Genomic DNA, 23,107 nt, shown 5'->3' with positions numbered 1-23,107 from the left:
TAGCTCCGCAAAAATTAAATAGGCATGTTCATAACGTCGCGGTAGGCATCTACCAACTTATTTCGCACTTGCAACATGGCCTGGAAAGACACACTAGCTTTTTGCGACGCAATCATGACATCGGTAATATCAACACCTTGGTCACCCATTTCATAAGCTTTTGCCAAGGCAGTGGATTCTTGTTGTGTGTTATTCACACTGTTAACCGCTTTTGAAAAGAGCTCGCCGAAGCCGCTCGATGGCGGCTCTGTTGCACCAATTACCGTGCCCGGTTGGATTTGACCAGCCAAGGCTTTGACATCGTTTACTTGTGGCGGCATGGCTTGCTGTTTTATGGCTCGCATTTCCACCAACAAACGGTTGATATCCATTCTTTCTACCATAATTATCACCGTCGGCTTTTTGACTTTTCAGCCAAATGTTGTGCTCTTTCACCTATAAATGCACAAAGCAGGCCAAGAATTGCCGGCGGCACAAATTTGCCTTTGAGCTTAAAAAGGAATTGTTCAGGCGAAAAAAAAGCGGCTAATGCCGCTTTTCTTAGGGAGTGATTTAAATTCGAAAATCCAAATCCAGTTCGCGCAGTTCGCGCTTTAATCGCATCTCCTCGAGACGCTCTTCTAAACGGCGCCTCGGGTCAGTTGCATTTGCTGCCACGCGTGTATCTACGTCATCCACGCTATTGTCCATAACGTACACATCGTCACTGTCGTCGAAGCCAACACTTAATTCCATACCAGACATAACCTACCCCACCTAAGCAAAAAATCTGGTTATCAAAAAGCAGAAAATTCAAAGAAATAAGCTGCTTTAGTTATAAGCTGAAGGTAGATTCGAGACCGGCTACATCCGCATCTGGGTCGACCCTAGCCTGTCGCGGAAAATATAACGGGCTAGCGCTGCGGTCAACTGTTTATTTCACTAATTTTTATCAGTGTGCCATCTTCCAAGCGCCGTCTACATCAAAGCCATCATCCTTTAATCGAGCCACTTTATAGCGCAGGGTTCGGGCGCTGATGCCGAGGCGAGCCGCGGTGTCCTTTCGACTGCCATGAACCTTGCGCAAGGTATCTACGATCACCTCAAATTCACGCTTTTTCAGGTCGTCGCCCAGCAGGCCATCGGACACATTGGGCTCGGGGGTTTCTTGCTGTCGCACCGCGGCAGCAGCACTCGGTACAAACAAGGACTGGTCGGCTGGGGTTTGGCCTAAACCAAACTCCAAGCCTAGATCCAAGGGTTCTATGCGCGAGCTAGGCTGCAAAATCAACGCCCGCTGCATGACATTATCCAGCTCTCGAACATTGCCTGGCCAAGGGTAGTTTTCCAAGGTTTGTATGGCTGCCGGGCTTAACACAACGCCTTTGCGCCCCTGCTTTTGCGCATGCCGGCGCATAAGGCTCTCGGCCAATGGGCGAATATCATCTTTGCGCGCCCTAAGGGGCTGCCATTGCATAGGCAACACACTTAAGCGGTAGTACAAATCCTCGCGAAAACGGCCGTTTAGCACCTCTTCGCGCATGCCTCTATTCGAGGTAGCCATAACCCTAACATCGAGCTTGATCAATTTTCGACCGCCCAAGCGCTCAACCTCGCGCTCCTGTAAAACCCGCAACAATTTAGCCTGTAAACCGAGCGCCATTTCCGATATTTCATCGAGCAACAAAGTTCCACCGTTGGCCTGTTCAAATTTACCGGGTGCGCTCGCGTGAGCGCCGGTATAGGCCCCCTTTTCATGGCCGAAAAGCACGGCCTCGAGCATGTTTTCAGGTATGGCTGCGCAGTTAATGGCCACGAAGGGTTGATCCCTACGCGCCGATCGAGCGTGGATATAGCGGGCTAACACCTCCTTACCTGTGCCTGATTCACCGAGTATTAATACCGTAGAATCCGATTGCGCCACTCGATCGGCCAGCTGCAGTAGCTGCTTGCTTTGTGCCGACTCGGCCACCGGCGCGTCATACACAATGCCCTGATTGATTGCGTGTTTATGGACTAACTGGACCAAGTCCTGGGACTCAAATGGCTTCACCAAATAATCCACCGCGCCCTCGCGCATGGCTTCTACCGAGTCGACAATGCTGCCGTAGGCCGTCACTAGTAACACGGGTACCTGTGGGTGGTATTGACGCACATGGCGCAGTAGGTCGTGCCCGGAAAGTTTACCCATGTTGATGTCGGAAACGATCATGGCAACCTCATTGCCATCGGACAGATAGCTAATGGCCGCCTCGGCACAGGCCACAGACGCCGTACTTATACCCGCAAAAGAGAGCGTATCCTCCATGGCATCACGCAAACTTGCGTCGTCTTCGACAATCAAAACGGTTTCCGCACTGAGTTTTGCGGGACGCTCATTAACGGCTTGCGCGGTCATGCTTTCACCTCTGACGTTGATGTTGTTTGCGACTGGGAATGAAGTACGGGCAGAATCAAACTGGCGCGCGTGCCCTTGCCCTTTATCGATCGAATGGTAAATTTTCCACTGTGTGCCTTAGCCACTTGCTGAACCACGGCTAAACCAAGCCCGGTGCCCTGGGCTTTGTTGGTCACAAAAATATCACACACCGAATCAGCGATATCCTCGGGCAAACCAGGGCCTTGATCTAACACGCTAATGGCCAGCGCATCGTTGAGAAAAGACTCTAAGGTAATCGCAATTGGCTTGGCCTCGCTATCGGCTTGCAAGGCATTATCGACCAGGTTTTGCACCGCGCCACTAATGGCTTCGAGATTGACTTTAATACTGCATTGCGGATTTCTGACGACCCACTGGCAGTTGACATTGGCCTGCTTTAGCGCTGCATCAAGAGCTTCTTCCAGTGCCTCTTTGAGCTTTTGCACGGTGATAATATCGGGTAGCGGCAATTCGCCCTTCACAAAAAACAGCATGTCTTTAACCTGCTGTTCCATGTGCAAAAGTCGCCCGCGGATTTTTTCGGTGCAGACTCGAGAGCGCTCGACATCGCCGTCAAATTGAGTCAAATGATTGGCGTAAAGCAACGCAGCCGAAAGCGGTGTGCGAATTTGATGGGCCAGTGCGGCCACCATTTTACCGAGCGAAGATAGCCGTTCGTGGCGGCTGAGCTGGTCTTGCAAATGCCGGGTTTGAGTTTGATCGGTCAATAGAATGATTTGCCCGTCGCCGTCGAGGGAGCGCGTAGCAATAGAGTAACGGCGCCCATCCAGGGTGGAAACCTCGTGCCCGTCATCGGCCTTGGGAGAAAAGTTGCGCTCAATGATTTGTCGCCACAAACATCCGATCAGTGGTTCAGATAGCATTTCGCGGCTGGCCGGATTGGCTTCAGTTATTCTGCCAAAGGCGTCCAACACAATAACGCCACCGGGCAAGACATTGAGCAGCGTCTCTAGCCTATTGGCCAATTTTTCCTTCTGTGCCAATTCCTGTAAACGCTGGGCGGAAACCGTCGACAACTCTTGGTTGAGCTCTAAAACTCTCGACTGCAAAGCATCATAGGAGTTTGCCAACTGAGCCGACATCTCATTAAAGAGCTCAAACGCAGACTTCAAGCCGTCTGGTTTTTCGTAGTCTTCCCGTTGTATCGAGTTTACGGCTAATTGCCCCATGGCTTATTCCAGCAAGGTGTCAAAAAAATCGCATTTCTGCGTTCAAATAAGACAGGTGCAAAGGAAGTGCCAAGAAAAGCGAATGCGGCAAAGTTTATCCGGTGAAGGGGGAACAAGCTACAAGCTACAAGGCGGGGGGCCGCCCCCTACAAGCTACAAGCTACAAGCTACAAGCTAGGGTCGTGCAAAAAAAGTGGCCCGCAAGGGCCATATTTTTGATTTTGATTTTGATTTTGATTTTGCTTGCGGCTTGCGGCTTGCGGCTTGCGGCTTGCGGCTTGCGGCTTGCGGCCAAATTTAACGACTCAACCCATACTTGCGCATTTTTTCCACGAGCGTGGTTCGACGAATCGTCAATCGATCGGCTGCACGCGCTACCACACCACCCGTATCGTCTAAGGCCTGCTGAATAAGACTGCACTCAAGGGACGTGAGGTACTCTTTCAAATCGATGCCGGTATCAGGTAATAGAGGGTTTTCACCCACCTTAATAACCGTGTTATGGCTATCTTGTTCGAGCTGAAAAAACTCTTCTTGCTCCAGTTCATCCACATGCTGATATTTACTAGGCAGGTCTTGGGCGCCCACCACCTTGCCCGGCATCATGATGGCCATACGCTCAACCAAGTTCGCCAATTCTCTGACATTGCCGGACCACTCGTGTCGAGACAAAGATAATATAGCCGAGGAGTTGAAGCGTGCACTACCGCGCCCTTCGGCCTCCATTTTCGAAACCAGCTCGGTAATTAAAACCGGAATATCTTCGGCTCGCTCTCTTAGGGCCGGAACCTCAATGGGGAATACATTCAGCCGGTAGTACAAGTCTTCGCGAAACCGATTTTCGGTAATCATGTCATCTAAGTTGCGATGGGTTGCGGCAATAATTCGAACATTGGTGGGTTGGGTTTTATTGCTACCAACCCGCTCAAAACAGCGCTCTTGCAACACGCGAAGTATCTTTACCTGCATGTTGAGCGGCATATCGCCTATCTCATCGAGAAACAGCGTACCGCCCTCGGCCATTTCAAAACGCCCAGCACGGGAGCTAATAGCGCCGGTGAAAGCGCCTTTTTCATGACCGAATAACTCGCTTTCTAAAAGCTCCGCCGGAATCGCACCACAATTTACGGGTACGAAAGGCTTGTCGCGACGGGTCGAGTTATAGTGCAGGTTTCTAGCGACAACCTCTTTGCCGGTGCCAGACTCGCCTGTAATTAACACGGTGACATCTTTGTCGGCTACTTGCGCCATCATTTCGCGCATTTTCTCAACCGCAGGCGCGGAGCCAACCAAGCTCCTAAACAGATGGGGAACGCGTTTAGTACCTGACTTGGCATTGCGACTCAGCATTCTGTGAAAGCGTTGGGCTCTATGCAATAGATCAAGTAATTGATTGTAGGTGGGCTGGCTTGGCATTTCGCCAATGATTTTATGCTTTAAATAAGGATTGGTTTCGGCGGGAAGCGCCGACTCTTGCCCGACGAGGATAACTGGCAGGCCCTGATCCCAATCATGTACCCGCTGCAGGCGCGAAATGAGTGCAGGATGATCCTTATTTTCGCCCAAAAAAACAGCGCTGTAACGATGGGCGCTATCGGCCAGATCAGCCTCCTCTTCCCAGCGGCTGGTATCAACAGTAAGGGCGGATTCACCCATGAAATCTAAGATTACCTTGAGGTCCCGCCGGCGCTCGGCGTTATCATCTACAACAAGAATTTTAATGGGTTCTAACAACATGTGGATTTCCTAATTTACACCTAAGGATTACTGCAATCCGGCGACGAACATCACCTCAACCTGGAGGCCCCTATCACTGTTGGCATTAACTTCCGTGTCGGAAGTCAAAAAAACAACTTAGTGCAACAAGTAATAGTCAAAACTTTGCCACTGGTCAAATTCTTGGCAGGGGTTTAGATGGAATGTTTTCGTCTAGAAATTGACGTAGTTACGTGCTTCTTGTTCTAAGAGACCGTAAAAGTCAAAAAGGTGCTATTAAGAGAGGTTATTAAATATACAGGGCTTAGTTTACTTTACTCGCAATGCCGCCCCAGCCATCGCTCAGTGTTTCCAGCAAAGCGAGAATTTCCTCGCAATCCGACTTGGAAAATTGGCGCTGATTCTGCACCAGCTTGCCCTGCATATAGAGGTAAAGGTTGTGTAAGTTGTAAGGTAAATCAGAAGCCACGTCAAAATTTAATGATTCCGATAAACCGCCAATAACCCCTAAACATTTGGCCACGTGTTTACGCCGGACGTCGTCTTTACCTTGGCTATCAGCGAGCAGCGCCTGCTCCAGCTGCGCCGTGGCACTATTGTACAGAAGTGCAATGAGTTGATGCGGGCTCGCCCCTTGCACTTGGCTCTCAAGCCCAAGGCGCTGATACAACTCCGTTCCTTTAGCTTTAAACATGACGAGTCCTCAAGCTGTTAACCAAGCTTAGCGTGTTAAAACTGGGTTTACCCATTCAATGTAACTGATTAACCGTGCGATGTAACTCAGAACTCAGCACTAAGTCTTTGTAGAGGTGCACGACAGCATTTAGCTCCATCAGAAGTGTTTTTGCGTCGCGCTCTGGGTCTTCACTAGCTTCATTTAACGCCTGCATAAGGCTTAGGTCAAATTGCCGAACCTTATCCCAGTCCTGCTCAGATAAAGCCGACTCTAACGCTTTACGCATGCGAACTAAACGCCATTGGCTGTGCGGTATTAACGCCATGTGATACTCCTGAGATAGATTAGCTACCTCAGGTTATCGACAGCAGGAATGCAAACTTAAAGAAAAGGACGACTAAAATTTTTCGTGAATACAGAGCAATTCAAACACAACCACCCGGAAGATTAGTCCGCCTCCGCCCCTAGCCAATAAACCTAACGCTTACGGTAATGCGGTTAGGGAAACGCTAAGCCGCCCTGCTTGAATCGCTTCGACCAATCGACTGGTTTATCTAGCGATGCTGGTTGCTTGGTCGGTTATTCCGTCCCACCCCAATTTAATTTCAGAGAGCAAATGTTCCGCTTCGGCTAGCGCTTCTGGATTGTGTTGTTGTATGAGCTTATCGGCCACATAGTCATAGATTGAATCTAAGTTAGCTGCAATTTCACCGCCTTTTTCGAAATCTAGGCTTGACCTTAATCCGTTTAAAATTCCAACGGTCTTAACAAGCAGCACTTCAAAGTCTTTTTGGTTATTTTCGGCTAAACACATCTTTGCTTGGCCAATGCGCTCTAAGGCGCCGTCGAGCAGAAGCGCGATCACACGGTGGGGGGATATTTCATTGGGTTCAGCTGCCATCATTTTGGCAGCGCGAGTGGCAACTACAGTCATCGGATTATCCTCAAGTGTCAAAAAAACCTCAGCACTTAGGTGCTTGAAAGTTTTTAATGCGAAGATAATGCCAACTTTTTCTAGCTGCAAGCTGCAAGCCGGATGCCCAGACCCTACAATTTTGGTCGCGCAAAAAAATAGGCCCGCTAGGACCTAATTTTTGATTGTGATTTTTCTTGCAGCAAACAGCTTGCGGCTTGCAGCGCTCTTCACCCCACCATCGCTCCAATTTCCCGCCAAGCGCTCGCCAATTCATTAAGCAACTTACTCGCCTCATCAAACTTCTCGACCGATCCCTCTTTATGACCGCTTAACAGCAGGCGCTGAATATAATCGTAAAGGGAGTCGAGGTTGCCGGCCAGCTCGGCGCCCTGAGCTGGATTAAGGGCGTCGCGCAAACCCATAAGAATGTTAATCGCGTGGCTTACTTTAATCCCACGAACATCGATCCTACCTTGCTGTTGTGCGCCCTTCGCCTGGGCGATACGCTCCAAAGCACCATCGTACAAGAGTTCAATAAGCCGATGATTGTTCGCCGTTTCAACGGCGGTCTCATTGCGAACTTTAGTGTAGGCATTCACATTAGCACGAAGATTCATATCGACCTCAATTCACTCGAAACTGCAAAGGCGCATGTTTCTCACAAGGTTATCGACACTCGCCCAAATTGCTTTAGTTATTATTCGCGGTAAATGGTAGGTTATCTAACACACTTTTTAGGTAGTCGCGCGTGCTGTTTAACGAGTCGACAATAGCTTCCATAGCGATGAATTGCGCTTGCAATCTGGCTTGGTAGGCCGCACTTCGACTATCGAGCTTTTCCTGATCTTCATCTAAGTCGGCAATGTCTTCCGCAAGCCCCTTTTCACGGGTAGTAACTGGGCCCTGAGATCCAAGAAAGTCCGTCACCAAACGATCAAGGTTATCGCCAATGCCCCGGGCAAATGTCACTGAGGCAGTGGTGGCGCCAGGTAAAATTCTCAGTTTAAGCCCGTAAGCATCAGTGCCATAGGCGGGCAATAAAACATCGCCCAGACCAAAAGCTTCAACGCCATTAACCATTCCCACCACATTCTTACCCGCCGTACCAGCCGCTACTGATAAACCCAAATCTGCAATGTCGGCGCCACCAGCAGTGATAGACACAAGCGAATTACTACCAAACGCATTAGACGTAAAAACGAAATGGTCCGTATCGAAACTTACGTCGACTTTTACGCCTGCCGCCGCTAACGCGCTATCACTATTGATCAGCTGTTCGAACGCTGTCGCCATTTCGGTTTCATTTGCGTAAACCACACCGCCCGGTAAGGCCAGACTCGCCGTCGCAACGCCGTTGACTTCAAAATTGAAGCTGTAGTCCTTGCCGGTTGTATCGAGTGGAAAACCCAAGCTTGCAGTGCCCGTGAAAGTCCCCTTCTCCGGCTGTTGCGTTATTTCTATTTCATAGGTTCCTGCAACGGTACTTGTGCCATAACCAGTTACTTTAACTTTATCCGCGCTAGAAGCTGTTGAGGCCGCAAATACATTTTTTAAATCTGCGTAATTTTCATCGAAGGCTTGGCTGAACACTGTTTCATCGATGGAAATGGAGCCATCTAACTCGGTGCGAATCCCTAGGTTTGTAAGCGCATTTAAGCCTGAGCTAATACCTTCTACCGGCTGGGTAATAAACTCGCGAATTTTGTTCAGCATGGATTTAGCCAAGGCGTCGCGCGACAAACTACCGTACTCACTGGTTTCTTCATTTAAACCGGTCAACGGTTTAACCACCTCTAAAAACTCGTTATACAAATCAACAAAGTTTCGTATCGCATCTTCGGCACTGGTTTTATCATCAAGAATAGAGATGTTTACAACTTCCCCCGGTGCATCTTTAGCAATGGTAAAGCTGAAGCCGTCTATAAGATCGGTAATATTATTCGTGGTGCGCGTGACCGCTAAGCCGTTCATAATTAAATGTGCATCAGCGCCGGCCTGCTGTTGGGTCATTTGCAAGGCGGTTTCATTGAAGGTAAACCGAGACAAACCGGTTGCATCGTTATCCGATGGCACCGCCTCATCTTCAACCACAGAAATACTTAACTGGTTGTTTTCACCCGATTCGGCTTTCATCAATAGCTTAAAGCCAGACCCGTCATTTACAATACTTGCCTGAACACCTAAGCCGGCAGTGTTAATCGCATCGCGTAAGCCTTCAAGTGTATTGTTGGTATCATCAATGACGATCGATTTAGCAACTTTATTCGTATCAGCAGTAAAGGTCGTCGGCGGAATAACGTCGTCCCAATCGCCGAAATTAAAGGTTAATGTGCCCTTCCCTACCTCGTCGGTGATGTTGGTAAAAGAGGGAGAACTTAAGCTTTGGGATTTAGCAATGTTGGTAACTTCAATGGAAAAGGTACCCGTTTGTGCACCCGCCTTAACGGCCGTTGGTATCACCACATCGCTATCCGGAAATGACACCGATTTTGCCGTAAAGGTTTCGGGATTTTTTAAGGTCGTCAGAGCACTTTGCAGCGTAGAAAGCGCACTTTTAAAAAGACCGTAGTCAGACAGCTTAGTTTCATAACTGGTTCGCTTTGAGTCAATTTGGCCCTGTTTGGCAGACTTTTCAATCTCTACCAATTGCTCGACCAGCGCTTTGGAGTCGATACCCGATCCGGCACCTAACAAGTAGGGGACATTTGAATCAATCATATCTACCTCTCTATTTATCCGCGCTCGGCTATATCAAGAAGCGAATAAAACATAACGGGTTATATCAAATATTCAGATGCGACAAAGGGTGCGCAAGCGCACCCCGTCGTAACCTGACGGCTTTTAGCCCTGGGCATTAACCAAATGAAAGGGCTCTTGTTCTGCCTTCATTTTTCGTGCCAAGTCTAAAAACACTTCTTCTGGGATCTGGCGAATGAGCTCGCCCGTATCCCGGTCCATCACCCTGATCACGGTTTGATCAAGGTCTTCATCCACCGCGAAATGCAAATCCCGCTGCACAGACTGAATATAGTTATTCATGTCTGCCACCACTTCCTGAAGAACAACAGGTTCTTGTGGTAATTCAACTTTCTTCGCTTCTTGCGGTTGCTCGGGTTGTTCCACCGGCGATATTTTGCCGGTTTCCCTGCTTGTTGCGCCAGCAGCCCCTTTCGATGAAGCAGACCCGGCAGCTATCGTCATAGCCACTTGTGTTGCTCTAACTTCATTCATGGGAAAACCTCTCAGCTTTCATGGTGGGGGACTACCCCACCCGCTTTAAGTTATCTGTTACTGCCCCATTACTGGAGTAGTGACAGAACCTGCTGTGGCTGTGCATTCGCCTGAGCCAACATCGCGGTGGATGCCTGCTGTAGAACTTGTGCACGACTCAGCGCCGCTGTTTCCGCCGCGAAGTCCGCATCTTGAATACGCGAGCGGGCTGCTGCGGTATTTTCCGATACGTTCATCAAGTTGGATGTTGCGAAGTCCAAACGGTTACTTACCGCACCGAGGTCGGCTCGAATGGCGTTAATGTTATCGATGGCGTTATCCAATCCTTTAATGGCAGATTGCGCACCAGCCGCAGTAGAGATATCTACATTGGCGATGGACTGGCCGTCCTCAGCGTTGCCATAAGTACCGGCCGTCAAACCTGAGTTCGCAATGGTTCCGGTGCCCGAAGAAACCTCAATGGACTTATCTGATACTAGCGTAAACTCACCAATGTTTGTGGCTACAGCCAAACCATAATCGGCCAGCGTTGCATCGGTGGAAGCATTATCAGCCACATCAATATTGCGGCCGTCGGCTGCAAACAACTGAACCCCACCAGCATCCTCACCCGAATCGACAGCATAAACACCCGTCTGACCGGACTTATCGTTAATCGCGTTAACAATTAACTCACGATCATCGCTGAGTACACCGGTCATTGTCGCGGTTATATTAATGCCATTGATATTGATATCCATGGCATCAGCAGCGGCTGTCGCGGTTTGGCTTGTGCCTTTAACGAAGTTCTCCAGCACAACAGCTGTAACACCCGTTTGCTCAGACACCTTGTTTATGGCTGCAGCTTTTGAGATGGCACTGGCGTCTTTATTAACAGAGGAAGCCGTATCACTGCTGGCTTGAGATGCACCAATGCTAACACCGTTGATAACCACATCACCCGCAGAAAGTGCGGTGGTGCTGTCTTCCAGCTGTGTTGCTACCTGCGCTTGGACACCCGAGTATTTACCGACAGTAAACCCACCATCGCTGGCATCGCCTGTAGCATCAGAAGTAATCGTAATATCGCCGCCAGAGGTCGAACGCAGTGCTACCGTACCCGTGGTAATCTCAGTCTCGCCATCGGCGCCACCAAAGGTTAAACCAAAGCCGGCCATGCTTGCAGCCGTACCTGCCGTCAGGGCAATATTTCGTCCATCTTCTGCGACCAGTACAACGCCACCTTCAGAAGTCCCGCTGTCCATGGCTTTTACACCCGTTTGGGCAGAATAATTATTGATTAATGTCACCGTAGCGGCGCGAGCTTCTTCATCTGTAGAGTTAGCGGCGCGATCTAGAGTTCCTAAAGCAATACCGTTGATCGATAAGGTGGTATCTAACGCGCCGGCACCCGGCATAGCCGCACCACCAAGCGTTGATTGCTCAACGGTTGCAGTCACCCCAGACAAGTCAGATTTTGCATTAATAGCCGAAGCTATAGAAATAGCACTTGAAGTCGCGCTGGCCGTTGACGCCGTATCCGCCGAACTATCCGCAGATCCGATTGCAACACCATTGATAATAAGATCACCGGTTCCTAGGCCATTCAGAGCAGTTGCCAAACCAGTTTGGGCAAACGAACTCAAGCCTGCTTTAGCACTAACACCTAGTTTCTCATTATTCACTTCAGCAATGTTCACACCGATAGTTTGATTCGCCTCAGAACCCACCTGCAGCAAAACATTACCTAAAGAACCATCAAGCAGTGCCTGACCGTTAAAGGAAGTGGTATCCGCAATACGTTGAATTTCAGACTTCAACTGCTCTGATTCTGCGTTCAATGTTGCACGGTCTGCGTCGGAGTAAATTCCGTTAGCAGACTGTACCGCAAGCTCGCGCATACGCTGGAGCATGTTGGTTATTTCGTTCAAACCACCTTCGGCGGTCTGTACCATGGACACGCCGTCGTTCGCGTTACGCACGGCCTGATTCAGGCCCCGTACTTGCGACGTCATACGGTTGGCAATGGCCAAACCGGCAGCATCATCCGCTGCTTTGTTAATACGCATACCTGAAGACAGGCGTTCCATGGCTTTCGACATGTCTGCACCGGACTTCACCAGTTGACGCTGAGAGTTCAGCGATTGAACGTTGGTGTTAATGACTAAGGGCATGATTGCCTCCTATCACGGTTCCTCAATGATGACCGGTTATATACCAGCCTGCCTTAAAGGCTCGAACAGGTCGAAGCGCTTCTGACTAGGTTATCGACAGAGGGCGGTAAAGCTTTAGGCGAAAGCGGCAAGAGTTTGCCGTCGGGTGGAAAATGATGACTATCTGATTGATTTTGAAGCGATAAATCTCAACTTTTTGTGATTTAAGTGAAGCTGCGTCCTAGAACGATTATTTCTTAATATATAAAAAAACCAGCCCCTAAGTTATTAAGGACTGGCTATTTAAAACTAAATTACTGATTAAGTAATTGAAGCACCTGTTGAGTGGAAGCATTTGCCTGAGCAAGCATCGCTTGTGAAGCCTGCTGCAGTACCTGTGCTCTACTCAAGTTTGCAGTTTCTGCCGCAAAATCAGCGTCCATGATTCGACTTCTCGCAGCTGCCGTGTTCTCCGTAACGTTCATCAGGTTAGAGATGGTGAAATCTAGGCGATTGTTAATTGCACCCAAATCTGCGCGAGTAGCGTTAATGCTTTCTAATGCGTTATCGACTGCTTGTATCGCTTTTTGAGCGCCCTTAAAGGTAGCAACACTAACATCTTTGAGTAGTTGGCCACTTTCTGTTGCTCCAAACTGGCCAGCCCTAAAGCCAATACCTTCAAGCCCAGCAATGCCGTTGGCTCCCGCGGTAATTTCTATTTGAGCGCCCGATGATAAAGTCACAGCCCCAAAAGTCGTTTGTGTAAACGCTGTGCTTGGAGCTGCACCAGCTGCATCACCCAGTCCAAACGCCTCTGCGTCCGCCCCACTCACCACTGTAGCGGCTAACGTGATATTTCTTCCATCAGCCGCTAGCATTTCAATACCACTACCGGTATCGCGGGCGACAACGCCAGTTTGACCAGAAATTTGATTAATAGCAGCAACAGTTGCTGCCCGGTCTGCACTTAACTCTCCAATACTCGTAACGGTTGGTAAAACAATGCCATTTATAGTAGTGGAAAAAGTATCGCCTGCAGCAGCTGGTGTTGTTGGTGAAGACTGGCCTGTAATTGTTGTGCCTGTAACCGATGCACTAACACCCGTCGCCTCGGAAACATTATTAATTGCCTTGGCGATTGAAATAGCACTGCCGGTTTTACCTGCGGTACTGGCAGTATCATCAGTTGCTTTCGCCCCGCCTATTTGAATGCCATTGATTACCAAATCACCTGCTTGCAGCTGGCTAGCAGCGTTATCGGCGCCTTCATGTGATGCACTTGTAGCTTGTGCCAACTCGCCAGAAAAAGTTCCTGCTACGAATCCAGATTGAGGTGTCAAACTACTGTCACCACCGATTACCACGTCGCCGCCATCAACAGATAAAAGAGATACACTGCCAATTTGTAGGGCTGGATCGGTGGATGTTGCAGCCAAACGGATGCCTGTATTGGCAGCCGTCAATGCTGCAGCCGAAGCAGTGATTTCAATATTTCGTCCATCTTCTGCAATCAAGTTGATACCGGTTGCGTCCTCACCTGAGTCAACAGCGGTAACTCCGGTTTGAGCGGATATTGCATTGACCGCCGCTACGATAGCGGAACGTGTAGTTGCACCATCTGCGGTTGTCGTTACTGCGGCGGTAGGTACACCATTGATGGTAAAGGTACCAGTTTGCGCGGCAAGTGGGGTCATGGATGCACCCGCCATCACGGTGCTATTTATGGTGGCTTTTACACCACTCAAATCTGACACTTTATTGATCGCAGCAGCTAGCGCAATCGAACTGGCATTGGCATTAGATGTCGATGCGTTATCGTCGGCAGAACTGGTGCCGCTTATGGCAATACCATTGATGGTTAAATCACCTGCGGTAATACCAAGGGCGCCAGCCGCCGGGTTGTCATAGTACCGGCTGGTGTTACTCAATCCAGCATCCTGCGCGGCACCAAGTGTTGATGAGTTCAACTCACCCACTTTCAGATCTATAAATTCTCCGGATTGGGCTCCGACCTGCAATGCCACGTCACCCAAGCTGCCATTTAACAATTTTTGGCCGTTAAACGATGTTGTTTCTGCAATTCGATCCATTTCAGCAATCAACTGCTGAACCTCAGCATCGAGCGTCTTGCGGTTACTGTCATCGTAAATACCGTTCGATGATTGAATCGCTAACTCGCGAATACGCTGCAAGATATTTGTTGTCTCATCCAGCGCACCTTCAGCGGTTTGGATAAGGGAAATACCATCACTGGCATTTCGTATGGCTTGATTTAGGCCTCTTACTTGTGACGTCATGCGATTTGAGATGGACAAGCCTGCCGCATCATCAGCCGCGGTGTTGATACGTTTACCGGATGATAAACGTTCCATCGCCTGACTTAAATCGTCGCCCGACTTCACCAACTGTCTCTGTGCATTCAGTGATTGCACATTGGTATTGATGACTAATGGCATGTTGCTTCTCCTCTACCCTAGAGTATTTTGCCAAATCAGCTTGCCAAAACTCCGGTTTCGACCAGCCACATAGAACTCAAAAGGATTAGAGCAACGCCCATGCCAACTTTTAAAAACAACGGTAACCCATTGTATTTACGATAGAAAAATCAAGATCAAAGGGATCGAATGAAGAAAAAAAAGCAGAGCGGCAATTTTCTGACTCAATCGACTGTAGATTTCGGCAAAACATTGCCGCACCAAGCAGGGCTTTTTAGCTATCAATACGAACGAAAAGCGCTAAGCTAAAAGCACCGTTAAAAAGTACCAAGGGGCTACTTAATGAAAGGGACAATAAGACATGCGATAGAGGCCTCGAACCAATTGATCCAAGCACTTGAAGCCGGCGAACTACAAACCGCGAGTTCATTGGTGACGATTAGAGATAGATTGATTCGCGAAGTACCCATTGCCGAAGCGACGAATATACTGGGTACCGAGGTCGATCGAGATTATGAAGCATTGATGCTACAGCTTCAGGAATTGGACACCAAAATCAGGTTGCTCGCCAATGGGTTGCTTTTAAAAAGTAACCCAAACAAGAAAGCGAAAACCCACACAGACGTGAACAAACAAAAACTTAATAAAGGTTATAGGCATCCGTAACTCGAGATTGAGGCACGAATGTCTATATAGGTTAACGATCTCAGCTGGATCTAGAATGGACAAAAAGCGCGGTGAAACGGGTAGCTACCAGATAAAATCTGAGCTACCACACATTTAAGACATAGCAGCTTCAATTTCATGCTCGGTGCTCACCATTAGCTCGTCGTTTTCCACATCCACCGTCACAGTTCCGCCGCCATCTGCCAGCTCGCCGAAGAGTACCATCTCAGCCAGTGGCTTCTTGATTTTTTCCTGAATCAAACGCGCCATCGGGCGAGCGCCCATTTTTTCATCGTAGCCATTAACCGCAAGCCACTCCCGCGCCGCATCAGATACGGCCAAGTGCACGCGCTTGTCATCGAGTTGTACTTGTAGCTGCACCAAAAATTTGTCCACGACTGTCTTGATAACTTCAAGCGTTAGCGGCGCAAATTGAACCACGGCATCTAGTCGATTTCTAAACTCTGGGGTGAAGGCTTTCTTAATTTCCTCCATCCCATCAGTAGAGTTATCTTGCTTAGTAAACCCAATTGAGCGCTGGCTTAGCACATGTGCACCCGCATTGGTGGTCATCACTAAAATGACATTTCTAAAATCCGCTTTACGGCCGTTATTGTCGGTTAGCGTTCCGTGATCCATCACTTGAAGTAACAGATTAAAGACCTCAGGATGCGCTTTTTCGATTTCATCCAACAGTACAACGCTGTGTGGGTGTTTGGTTACGGCATCCGTTAACAAACCACCTTGATCAAAACCTACGTAGCCAGGCGGCGCACCTATCAAGCGCGATACCGTATGGCGTTCCATATATTCAGACATATCAAAGCGCAAAAGCTCAATGCCCATAATCTTGGCCAACTGACGGCAAATTTCTGTTTTACCCACACCCGTAGGGCCAGCCAATAGGAAAGAGCCAATGGGTTTGTCGATTGATCCTAGGCCAGCACGAGACAACTTTATCGCCGTAGATACAGTGCCGACCGCTTGATCTTGACCGAACACCACCATGCGCAACTGTTCTTCGAGGGTTCTCAGCTGTTCTTTATCGTTACTCGAAACACTTTTCGCCGGAATACGGGCAATTTTTGCAACCATGGCCTCGATATCGGGAACGCCAATCTGCTTTTTGCGTTTGTGCGGAGGCTGTAGCTGCTGAAATGCCCCCGCCTCGTCGATCACGTCGATGGCTTTATCGGGCATGAATCGATCGTTGATATAACGACCGGCTAATTCTGCCGCCGCACGCAGCGCTGTATCCGTATATTTCAAGCCGTGATGCTTTTCGAAGCGGCTCTTCAAGCCTTTTAGGATGTGGTAGGTATCATCGACCGACGGCTCGTTAACATCGATTTTTTGGAACCGGCGCGATAGGGCCCGATCCTTTTCAAAAATACCCCGATACTCCTGGAAAGTGGTTGAACCAATGCAACGCATTTCGCCGGAGGTCAATAAAGGCTTCAACAAGTTTGAGGCATCCATTACCCCACCGGACGCCGCACCGGCACCGATAATGGTGTGAATTTCGTCGATGAATAAAATGGCTTTATCTTGCTTGCGCAAGTCGGCTAAGAGGCCTTTAAAGCGCTTCTCGAAATCACCGCGGTATTTCGTACCCGCTAGCAGTGAACCTAAGTCAAGTGAGTAGACCACAGCATCCATGAGTGTTTCGGGCACTTCGCCATCAACAATTTTTTTCGCTAAACCTTCCGCTATTGCCGTTTTACCAACACCGGACTCGCCCACCAGCAGTGGGTTATTTTTACGCCTTCTGGCAAGAATTTGAGCAACCCGCTCCACCTCGTCGACGCGCCCTACGAGAGGATCTATTTTTCCATTCGCGGCCATTTCGTTAAGGTTGGTGGTATAGCTATCCAGTGGGCTCTGCGCAGTGTTGCCATCGACGGTAGCGTCATCATCACTAACATCTGAATTGGGCTCTTGGGCCGCATGCCCAGAGTGCCCTGAAACTTTGGAGATGCCGTGAGTGATATAGTTAACAACATCAATGCGGGCAATGGATTGCTGCTTTAAGTAATAAACAGCCTGACTCTCCTGCTCGCTAAAGATCGCTACCAGTACATTGGCGCCTGTAACCTCTTTTTTCCCCGAGGATTGCACATGGAATACGGCGCGCTGCAGAACACGCTGAAAGCCTAGCGTTGGCTGAGTCTCTCGCTCGGGATCATTTTCGGGAATAAGCGGTGTGGTGGAGTCGACAAACTCGATCAACTCTTTCCGTAGCTTGTTAATATCGGAGCCACAGGCGCGCAACACAGTCGCCGCTGATTCGTTATCGAGCAGGGCCAACAATAAATGTTCGACCGTCATAAATTCGTGTCGTTTGGACCTGGCGCCTTTAAATGCCAAGTTTAAGGTAACTTCTAAGTCTTTGCTTAACATCTCTGTAACCTCTAAGCTTCGTCACCTTCACCAGCCGCCTCTATTTCGCATAAGAGCGGATGCTGACTCTCTCTTGCATACTGATTCACTTGTGCCGCCTTTGTTTCAGCGATATCACGCGTGAAGATGCCGCACACGCCTTTTCCCTGATTATGAACCTGAAGCATCACTTTCACCGCCTGCTCCCGGTTCATGGAAAAAAAGCCTTCCAGCACGTCGACCACAAAATCCATAGGCGTGTAATCGTCATTCAACAATACCACCTTATACATCGATGGCCGTTTCAGCGCGGGCTTAGACTCTTTGACAGCAACACCCGTGCCGTGTTCAGAATCTTCCTCTCCTTCATCGTGTGCGCTATTTAATGTTAGCTGAAGATATTTGAAATTTCCCATCTAGGCTCACTGCATCCTGTTCTAACTATAGGTGTATTAGCCCACATTTTAACTCATGCCGAGCCAAACAAAGACACTCAACGGTTGAATCTCTTGACATAAAAGCATCAGTTGGTTAAAAGATGGCTTAACTTGTCATTTTTTGACCGCCTTCTGCCGACCTAGATACAGTAGATATGGGTACGTTGTGCGGTCTTACAAGGGTGTGTTTTTCGGCTTTACGCGGCTGTGCTTTTATCAAAACTATAAAAACACGTTATATATCAAGGCGATAGAAGGATTTATACTATGCCTACCGGTACTGTTAAATGGTTTAACAACGCAAAAGGTTACGGCTTTATCCTGCCCGACCAAGGCGGTGAAGACCTATTCGCGCATTACTCAGCAATTGAGATGGATGGCTATAAAACCCTGAAAGCGGGTCAGGCTGTGAAATTTGATATCGTTGAGGGCGATAAAGGCTTGCACGCAACCAATATTCAAGCCAATGACAACGCAAAAAGTAATGAGCGCCCTGAATTAAAGGTCGTTGCCAGTTAATTCAAGCCACCGGCGCCATTTTCAAATTACCCACACGCTAACGCCCTACACGGGCACCGCTGGCGTGTGGGCACACATTTTAGGCGCCAATCTTCGCAATAATGGCATCGCCAAATGCCGAGCATGACAGCAAGGTCGCGTCATCCATCAGCCGCTCAAAGTCATAGGTCACTGTTTTAGCCGCAATAGCCTCTTCCACCCCTTTAATAATCAAATCCGCCGCTTCAAACCAGCCGAGGTGCCTTAGCATCATTTCTGCAGATAGAATTAATGAGCCAGGATTGACCTTGTCTTGTCCCGCGTATTTTGGCGCCGTGCCATGGGTCGCCTCAAACAGTGCTACCGCATCTGAATTGTTGGCACCTGGCGCGATACCGATGCCACCCACCTGGGCTGCAAGCGCATCTGATAGATAATCGCCGTTGAGATTCAAAGTAGCGATAACATCGTACTCAGACGGCCGCAACAACACCTGCTGTAGCATGGCATCGGCAATAACGTCTTTAATAACAATTTGCGCACCGGTCTTGGGGTGCTTAAACGCATGCCAAGGCCCGCCATCCAGCGGTGTGGCGCCAAATTCTTCGCGCGCCAACTCATAACCCCAGTCGCAAAATGCACCCTCAGTGAATTTCATGATATTGCCCTTGTGAACCAAGGTCACGGAAGGCAAGTTTTGATCGACGGCATACTGAATGGCTTTGCGCACCAAGCGTTTAGTGCCTTGCTCTGACACTGGCTTTATGCCGATACCTAGGTTCTCGGTAAAACGAAACTTCTTGACCCCCATCTCATTTTGCAAAAAGTCGATCACTTTTTTAGCTTCGGGAGAGTTAGCTTTCCACTCAATGCCAGCATAAATATCTTCCGCATTCTCGCGAAAAATGACCATATCCACTTTGCCTGGGTCTTTAACCGGTGACGGCACACCTTTGAACCAGCGCACCGGCCGCTGACACACATAGAGATCCATTTCCTGACGTAAAGCCACATTCAGCGAGCGAAAACCGCCACCCACTGGCGTCGTCAAAGGGCCCTTAATGCCAACCACGTACTCGCGAATGGCATCTAAGGTTTCAGACGGGAACCAGTCGCCACTATATTTTGCAGCGGCCTTCTCACCACAGTAAACCTCCATCCAAGCAATGGATTTTTTGCCGCCATAGGCCTTCTTTATCGCCGCGTCAGTAACCTTGCGCATCACGGGGGTGATGTCTACGCCGATACCATCACCTTCGATAAAAGGAATGATTGGACGATCGGGCACATTTAGTGAAAAGTCAGCATTGACGGTAATTTTGGCGCCATCTGCAGGTATTTCTATGTGTTGGTAACCCATGTGTTACTCCATGTGAGGGAAATTTTTATCGATAAACAGGTAATTATCACCTAAATGGGGATAATAAAGATGCACCCTAGTTCGATATTTGGACGATTCCGAATCATGATAGCATGGCCATTAAGATCCGGATTTACTATCCATCAGCCTTGGGTCGATTTCCACTATTCGAGAAACAAATAGCCTGTGACAAACCTGATTTTACTGAACAAACCTTACCAAATGATGTGTCAATTCACTGACACAAACGCAAGGCGCACCTTGGCCGAACTTGTGCAGCTACCGAATTTCTACCCGGCGGGACGGCTAGACTTTGATTCCGAAGGCTTAGTCTTACTAACCAATGACGGCCTATTGCAAAACAAGATCGCCGACCCTCGCCATAAGCTACCTAAAACCTACTGGGTACAAGTTGAAGGCGAGCTTGACGTAGATGCGCTGGACGAGCTCAGGCGCGGCGTGCAGCTAAAAGACGGTTTAACTAAGCCGGCACAAGCAAAATTAATAGCCCCCCCCAGCTTGTGGGACAGAACGCCACCAGTGAGATACCGCAAAGCCATTCCCGATAGCTGGCTAGAACTCACGATAACGGAGGGGAAAAACCGTCAAGTTCGCAGAATGACCGCAGCGGTTGGCCACCCGACCCTTCGCTTGGTTCGCGTGGCAATCGGCCCCTGGCAACTCGGCGACATGCAGCCAGGTGATCAACGTTTTGAATCGGTACCATTAAGCGGCGAAAACACCAACCTACAAAACCGCCCTCACAAGAAAGCCACCACAAGAAAACGCACGGGCAAAACCCGGAGCCATAAACATGGATAATTACTGGGCTCCTCATATCACTGTTGCCGTCATTCTCGAACAGGACGGTAAATACCTTTTCGTGCGTGAAAATACGGACCAAGGTATCCGCATTAATCAACCCGCGGGGCATGTGGAAGCCGGAGAATCCTTGGCCCAGGCTGCATGTCGAGAAACCCTTGAGGAAACAGGTTATAAGGTGACTCTGGCAGGATTCGTCAGCTTATCCAGCTATACCGCACCCAGCAACGGCACCACTTATTTCCGTGCCACTTTTAGCGCAAAGGATGCAAAGCAGGTTCCCGGGGCGAGGCTAGACCCAGACATTATTGAACCTATCTGGCTTTCGCGTGAGGAGTTAGAGCAGCAAAAAGCAGCGTGGCGTAGCCCACTCGTCGCCGATGTCCTCGATCAATATATCAAGCATGGCGCACAATCACTGGAGCTTGGTACCTTGCACAGGTAAAATCGGCGCCCTTCGAATTTAAGGTAGTTATCATGAACCCAGCTCAAAAAGTCATCGTCGGTATGTCTGGCGGCGTTGACTCATCCGTATCTGCGCTCCTACTTATCGAGCAAGGCTATCAGGTGGAAGGCTTGTTTATGAAGAATTGGGATGAAGACGACGGCTCTGAATACTGTACCGCCATTGCCGATCTAGCCGATGCTCAATCTGTGTGTGACAGGCTCGGCATTCAGCTTCACACCGCCAACTTTGCCGCCGAGTACTGGGATAATGTTTTCGAACACTTCCTAGCCGAATACAAAGCTGGGCGCACGCCAAATCCCGACATTCTGTGTAATCGCGAGATAAAATTTAAAGTATTTTTGGAGTATGCAGAAATTCTTGGTGCCGACCTAATTGCCACAGGCCATTATGCACGCCGAGAAACCATTAACGGCCAAACCTTGCTAAAAAAAGGGCTCGATAACAACAAAGATCAAAGCTACTTTTTGCATGCCGTGGGTGAAACTGAGTTTTCGAAAAGTTTATTCCCCATTGGAAACTTAGAGAAACCTGCGGTTCGAAAGCTGGCAGAAAAACACAACCTCATTACCCATAATAAGAAAGACTCGACCGGTATTTGCTTTATTGGCGAGCGTCGGTTCAAGGATTTTCTAGAGCAATATTTGCCCGCACAACCGGGTCCAATAAAAGTCATTGACGGCAATACAATTGGCCAGCACCACGGACTGATGTATTACACCTTAGGGCAGCGCCAAGGCTTAGGCATTGGTGGCGTAAAAGGTTACCCAGAAGAACCCTGGTTTGTGGTGGAAAAAGATCTTGCTAATAACACGTTAGTTGTCGCACAAGGCACAGATCACGACTCACTTTACACGGATACCTTAATCGCCGATCAGAGCCATTGGATAAACACACCCCCTAGCCTCCCGCTTCGCTGTAAAGCGAAAACCCGCTACCGTCAACCCGATCAGGCTTGTGAAGTCACCGTCGACGACTCGGGCAAATTGCGCGTAGCCTTTGATCAACCGCAAAGAGCGGTAACACCAGGCCAATACGTCGTGTTTTACCTGGAAGAAACCTGCCTCGGAGGCGCCGTCATTAACTACAGTTTTAATCGATAACATTATGAGTTCAGAAGCCGTTAAGCAATTATCCAAAATCGATTACCAAACCTTAGCCTTGGCGGGTATTTTCGAGGCGGCTATTCAAGTCGAGAAACTCGCAACCCAAGGCATGAAAGATAAGCAGTGTTTTCAAGTATTGCTCAATAGCCTGTTCATTCAAAACCCAAAAAGCCCGGAAGACGTTTATAGCGAAAGCTTACAAAGCGGCTTTGAAGGACTAATACAGTTTTTAGAGCAAGGCAAACGAAAAGGCAGTCACACAGACCGCTATGTACACGGCTTGCTGTATTTACAAAAAAAACTAGTATCAACACCCAACATGCTCAATACCATCGGTCAGCGCTTGGAGCTTGCACGCACCCAAAAGGACCATTTTGGGGTCGATCACGAGAATCTCGTTTCTAACCTTGCCTCACTTTACACCGACACCCTGAGCACCTTTAATTTCAGAATTCAGGTAATGGGTGAAATGACCTACTTGCAACAACCGAGGATTGCTAATCAAATACGTGCGTTGCTACTCGCCGGTATTCGCTCGGCAACCCTCTGGCGGCAAATGGGCGGAAATCGCTGGCAGTTTTTGTTGAGCCGGCGCAAATTGTTGGCATCGGCCGAAGCACAACTCTATGAAATTCGGAAAAACCCCAGTAAATCGGACTGATTTAGCTGCCATTAGGGC

General features: G+C 48.9%; 22 protein-coding genes. 6 read left to right on the top strand and 16 right to left on the bottom strand.

The annotated features are described in order from the left end of the window. Positions 1–14: 14 nt before the first annotated feature. The 13 genes from fliE to QWY82_RS13635 all read right to left on the bottom strand — a co-directional run bounded on the left by fliE (position 15) and on the right by QWY82_RS13635 (position 14,715). On the bottom strand, positions 15–383 hold the full coding sequence (fliE, locus tag QWY82_RS13695; protein WP_290263310.1) for a flagellar hook-basal body complex protein FliE: 369 nt from the start codon (positions 381–383) through the stop codon (positions 15–17). A gap of 169 nt (positions 384–552) precedes the next feature. Next, complete coding sequence (locus QWY82_RS13690; protein WP_290263308.1) at positions 553–744, bottom strand: PA3496 family putative envelope integrity protein; 192 nt, start codon at positions 742–744, stop codon at positions 553–555. 187 nt (positions 745–931) lie between these two features. Then, the gene (locus QWY82_RS13685) at positions 932–2,377 is read right to left on the bottom strand and encodes a sigma-54-dependent transcriptional regulator (RefSeq protein ID WP_290263306.1); all 1,446 of its coding nucleotides are present in this window, start codon (positions 2,375–2,377) and stop codon (positions 932–934) included. Continuing rightward, entirely contained in the window at positions 2,374–3,588 is a 1,215-nt protein-coding gene (locus QWY82_RS13680; protein ID WP_290263304.1) for a sensor histidine kinase, read from the bottom strand. The genes QWY82_RS13685 and QWY82_RS13680 overlap by 4 nt, the downstream gene beginning before the upstream one ends. 297 nt (positions 3,589–3,885) lie before the next feature. After that, a complete protein-coding gene (locus QWY82_RS13675) occupies positions 3,886–5,322 on the bottom strand; it encodes a sigma-54 dependent transcriptional regulator (protein ID WP_435431473.1) in 1,437 nt (478 codons plus the stop codon). A 286-nt stretch (positions 5,323–5,608) separates the two neighbouring features. Then, positions 5,609–5,998: a flagellar export chaperone FliS gene (locus tag QWY82_RS13670; protein WP_290263299.1), complete on the bottom strand. Its 390-nt coding sequence runs from the start codon at positions 5,996–5,998 to the stop codon at positions 5,609–5,611. A gap of 55 nt (positions 5,999–6,053) precedes the next feature. After that, positions 6,054–6,305 carry a hypothetical protein gene (locus QWY82_RS13665; RefSeq protein WP_290263297.1) on the bottom strand — a complete coding sequence of 84 codons (252 nt, stop codon included), beginning with the start codon at positions 6,303–6,305 and terminating at the stop codon, positions 6,054–6,056. Positions 6,306–6,530: 225 nt separating this feature from the next. Further along, positions 6,531–6,914, bottom strand: coding sequence for a flagellar export chaperone FliS (fliS, locus tag QWY82_RS13660; protein WP_290263295.1), 384 nt, complete (start codon positions 6,912–6,914; stop codon positions 6,531–6,533). A gap of 209 nt (positions 6,915–7,123) precedes the next feature. After that, entirely contained in the window at positions 7,124–7,513 is a 390-nt protein-coding gene (gene fliS, locus QWY82_RS13655) for a flagellar export chaperone FliS (protein ID WP_290263292.1), read from the bottom strand. Between the two features lie 73 nt (positions 7,514–7,586). Continuing rightward, positions 7,587–9,614, bottom strand: coding sequence for a flagellar filament capping protein FliD (fliD, locus tag QWY82_RS13650; RefSeq protein WP_290263290.1), 2,028 nt, complete (start codon positions 9,612–9,614; stop codon positions 7,587–7,589). 123 nt (positions 9,615–9,737) lie between these two features. Continuing rightward, positions 9,738–10,127, bottom strand: coding sequence for a flagellar protein FlaG (locus QWY82_RS13645; RefSeq protein WP_290263287.1), 390 nt, complete (start codon positions 10,125–10,127; stop codon positions 9,738–9,740). Between the two features lie 68 nt (positions 10,128–10,195). Beyond that, positions 10,196–12,280 (bottom strand): flagellin N-terminal helical domain-containing protein, encoded by a 2,085-nt coding sequence (locus tag QWY82_RS13640; RefSeq protein WP_290263285.1) that lies wholly within the window; start codon positions 12,278–12,280, stop codon positions 10,196–10,198. Between the two features lie 293 nt (positions 12,281–12,573). Beyond that, positions 12,574–14,715 (bottom strand): flagellin N-terminal helical domain-containing protein, encoded by a 2,142-nt coding sequence (locus QWY82_RS13635; RefSeq protein ID WP_290263282.1) that lies wholly within the window; start codon positions 14,713–14,715, stop codon positions 12,574–12,576. A gap of 321 nt (positions 14,716–15,036) precedes the next feature. On the opposite strand from QWY82_RS13635, the gene QWY82_RS13630 reads away from it, so the two are divergent. Beyond that, complete coding sequence (locus QWY82_RS13630; RefSeq protein ID WP_290263280.1) at positions 15,037–15,360, top strand: hypothetical protein; 324 nt, start codon at positions 15,037–15,039, stop codon at positions 15,358–15,360. 114 nt (positions 15,361–15,474) lie between these two features. On the opposite strand, the gene clpA is transcribed toward QWY82_RS13630, so the two are convergent. Together clpA and clpS are read right to left on the bottom strand one after the other, a co-directional pair. Then, positions 15,475–17,760, bottom strand: coding sequence for an ATP-dependent Clp protease ATP-binding subunit ClpA (gene clpA / locus QWY82_RS13625; protein WP_290263278.1), 2,286 nt, complete (start codon positions 17,758–17,760; stop codon positions 15,475–15,477). A gap of 11 nt (positions 17,761–17,771) precedes the next feature. Then, a complete protein-coding gene (gene clpS, locus QWY82_RS13620) occupies positions 17,772–18,155 on the bottom strand; it encodes an ATP-dependent Clp protease adapter ClpS (RefSeq protein ID WP_290263276.1) in 384 nt (127 codons plus the stop codon). Positions 18,156–18,443: 288 nt separating this feature from the next. On the opposite strand from clpS, the gene cspD reads away from it, so the two are divergent. Further along, positions 18,444–18,695, top strand: coding sequence for a cold shock domain-containing protein CspD (gene cspD, locus QWY82_RS13615; protein WP_290263273.1), 252 nt, complete (start codon positions 18,444–18,446; stop codon positions 18,693–18,695). A 79-nt stretch (positions 18,696–18,774) separates the two neighbouring features. Here the strand turns inward: cspD and icd are convergent, their stop codons facing one another. After that, positions 18,775–20,034, bottom strand: coding sequence for an NADP-dependent isocitrate dehydrogenase (icd, locus tag QWY82_RS13610; RefSeq protein WP_290263271.1), 1,260 nt, complete (start codon positions 20,032–20,034; stop codon positions 18,775–18,777). Between the two features lie 186 nt (positions 20,035–20,220). Here icd and QWY82_RS13605 point away from each other — a divergent pair, with 186 nt between their 5' ends. The 4 genes from QWY82_RS13605 to hflD are packed head-to-tail and all read left to right on the top strand — an operon-like array spanning position 20,221 to position 23,089. After that, positions 20,221–20,856 carry a pseudouridine synthase gene (locus tag QWY82_RS13605; protein ID WP_290263269.1) on the top strand — a complete coding sequence of 212 codons (636 nt, stop codon included), beginning with the start codon at positions 20,221–20,223 and terminating at the stop codon, positions 20,854–20,856. Then, positions 20,849–21,301, top strand: coding sequence for an NUDIX domain-containing protein (locus tag QWY82_RS13600; RefSeq protein WP_290263267.1), 453 nt, complete (start codon positions 20,849–20,851; stop codon positions 21,299–21,301). Before QWY82_RS13605 ends, QWY82_RS13600 begins: the two co-directional genes overlap by 8 nt. 32 nt (positions 21,302–21,333) lie before the next feature. Further along, positions 21,334–22,425 (top strand): tRNA 2-thiouridine(34) synthase MnmA, encoded by a 1,092-nt coding sequence (mnmA, locus tag QWY82_RS13595; RefSeq protein ID WP_290263264.1) that lies wholly within the window; start codon positions 21,334–21,336, stop codon positions 22,423–22,425. A 4-nt stretch (positions 22,426–22,429) separates the two neighbouring features. Next, complete coding sequence (hflD, locus tag QWY82_RS13590) at positions 22,430–23,089, top strand: high frequency lysogenization protein HflD (RefSeq protein WP_290263262.1); 660 nt, start codon at positions 22,430–22,432, stop codon at positions 23,087–23,089. The last annotated feature ends 18 nt before the right edge of the window (positions 23,090–23,107 follow it).

The sequence above is a fragment of the Simiduia curdlanivorans genome (genome assembly GCF_030409605.1).
Taxonomy (GTDB): Bacteria; Pseudomonadota; Gammaproteobacteria; order Pseudomonadales; family Cellvibrionaceae; genus Simiduia; species Simiduia curdlanivorans.
This window is presented reverse-complemented; position numbering and strand designations above follow the sequence as displayed.

Coding starts and splice junctions, on each gene's coding strand:
- fliE (WP_290263310.1), bottom strand. CDS start 383: ATGGTAGAAAGAATGGATATCAACCGTTTGTTGGTGGAAATGCGAGCC.
- QWY82_RS13690 (WP_290263308.1), bottom strand. CDS start 744: ATGTCTGGTATGGAATTAAGTGTTGGCTTCGACGACAGTGACGATGTG.
- QWY82_RS13685 (WP_290263306.1), bottom strand. CDS start 2,377: ATGACCGCGCAAGCCGTTAATGAGCGTCCCGCAAAACTCAGTGCGGAA.
- QWY82_RS13680 (WP_290263304.1), bottom strand. CDS start 3,588: ATGGGGCAATTAGCCGTAAACTCGATACAACGGGAAGACTACGAAAAA.
- QWY82_RS13670 (WP_290263299.1), bottom strand. CDS start 5,998: ATGTTTAAAGCTAAAGGAACGGAGTTGTATCAGCGCCTTGGGCTTGAG.
- QWY82_RS13665 (WP_290263297.1), bottom strand. CDS start 6,305: ATGGCGTTAATACCGCACAGCCAATGGCGTTTAGTTCGCATGCGTAAA.
- fliS (WP_290263295.1), bottom strand. CDS start 6,914: ATGACTGTAGTTGCCACTCGCGCTGCCAAAATGATGGCAGCTGAACCC.
- fliS (WP_290263292.1), bottom strand. CDS start 7,513: ATGAATCTTCGTGCTAATGTGAATGCCTACACTAAAGTTCGCAATGAG.
- fliD (WP_290263290.1), bottom strand. CDS start 9,614: ATGATTGATTCAAATGTCCCCTACTTGTTAGGTGCCGGATCGGGTATC.
- QWY82_RS13645 (WP_290263287.1), bottom strand. CDS start 10,127: ATGAATGAAGTTAGAGCAACACAAGTGGCTATGACGATAGCTGCCGGG.
- QWY82_RS13640 (WP_290263285.1), bottom strand. CDS start 12,280: ATGCCCTTAGTCATTAACACCAACGTTCAATCGCTGAACTCTCAGCGT.
- QWY82_RS13635 (WP_290263282.1), bottom strand. CDS start 14,715: ATGCCATTAGTCATCAATACCAATGTGCAATCACTGAATGCACAGAGA.
- QWY82_RS13630 (WP_290263280.1), top strand. CDS start 15,037: ATGAAAGGGACAATAAGACATGCGATAGAGGCCTCGAACCAATTGATC.
- clpA (WP_290263278.1), bottom strand. CDS start 17,760: ATGTTAAGCAAAGACTTAGAAGTTACCTTAAACTTGGCATTTAAAGGC.
- clpS (WP_290263276.1), bottom strand. CDS start 18,155: ATGGGAAATTTCAAATATCTTCAGCTAACATTAAATAGCGCACACGAT.
- cspD (WP_290263273.1), top strand. CDS start 18,444: ATGCCTACCGGTACTGTTAAATGGTTTAACAACGCAAAAGGTTACGGC.
- icd (WP_290263271.1), bottom strand. CDS start 20,034: ATGGGTTACCAACACATAGAAATACCTGCAGATGGCGCCAAAATTACC.
- QWY82_RS13600 (WP_290263267.1), top strand. CDS start 20,849: ATGGATAATTACTGGGCTCCTCATATCACTGTTGCCGTCATTCTCGAA.
- mnmA (WP_290263264.1), top strand. CDS start 21,334: ATGAACCCAGCTCAAAAAGTCATCGTCGGTATGTCTGGCGGCGTTGAC.
- hflD (WP_290263262.1), top strand. CDS start 22,430: ATGAGTTCAGAAGCCGTTAAGCAATTATCCAAAATCGATTACCAAACC.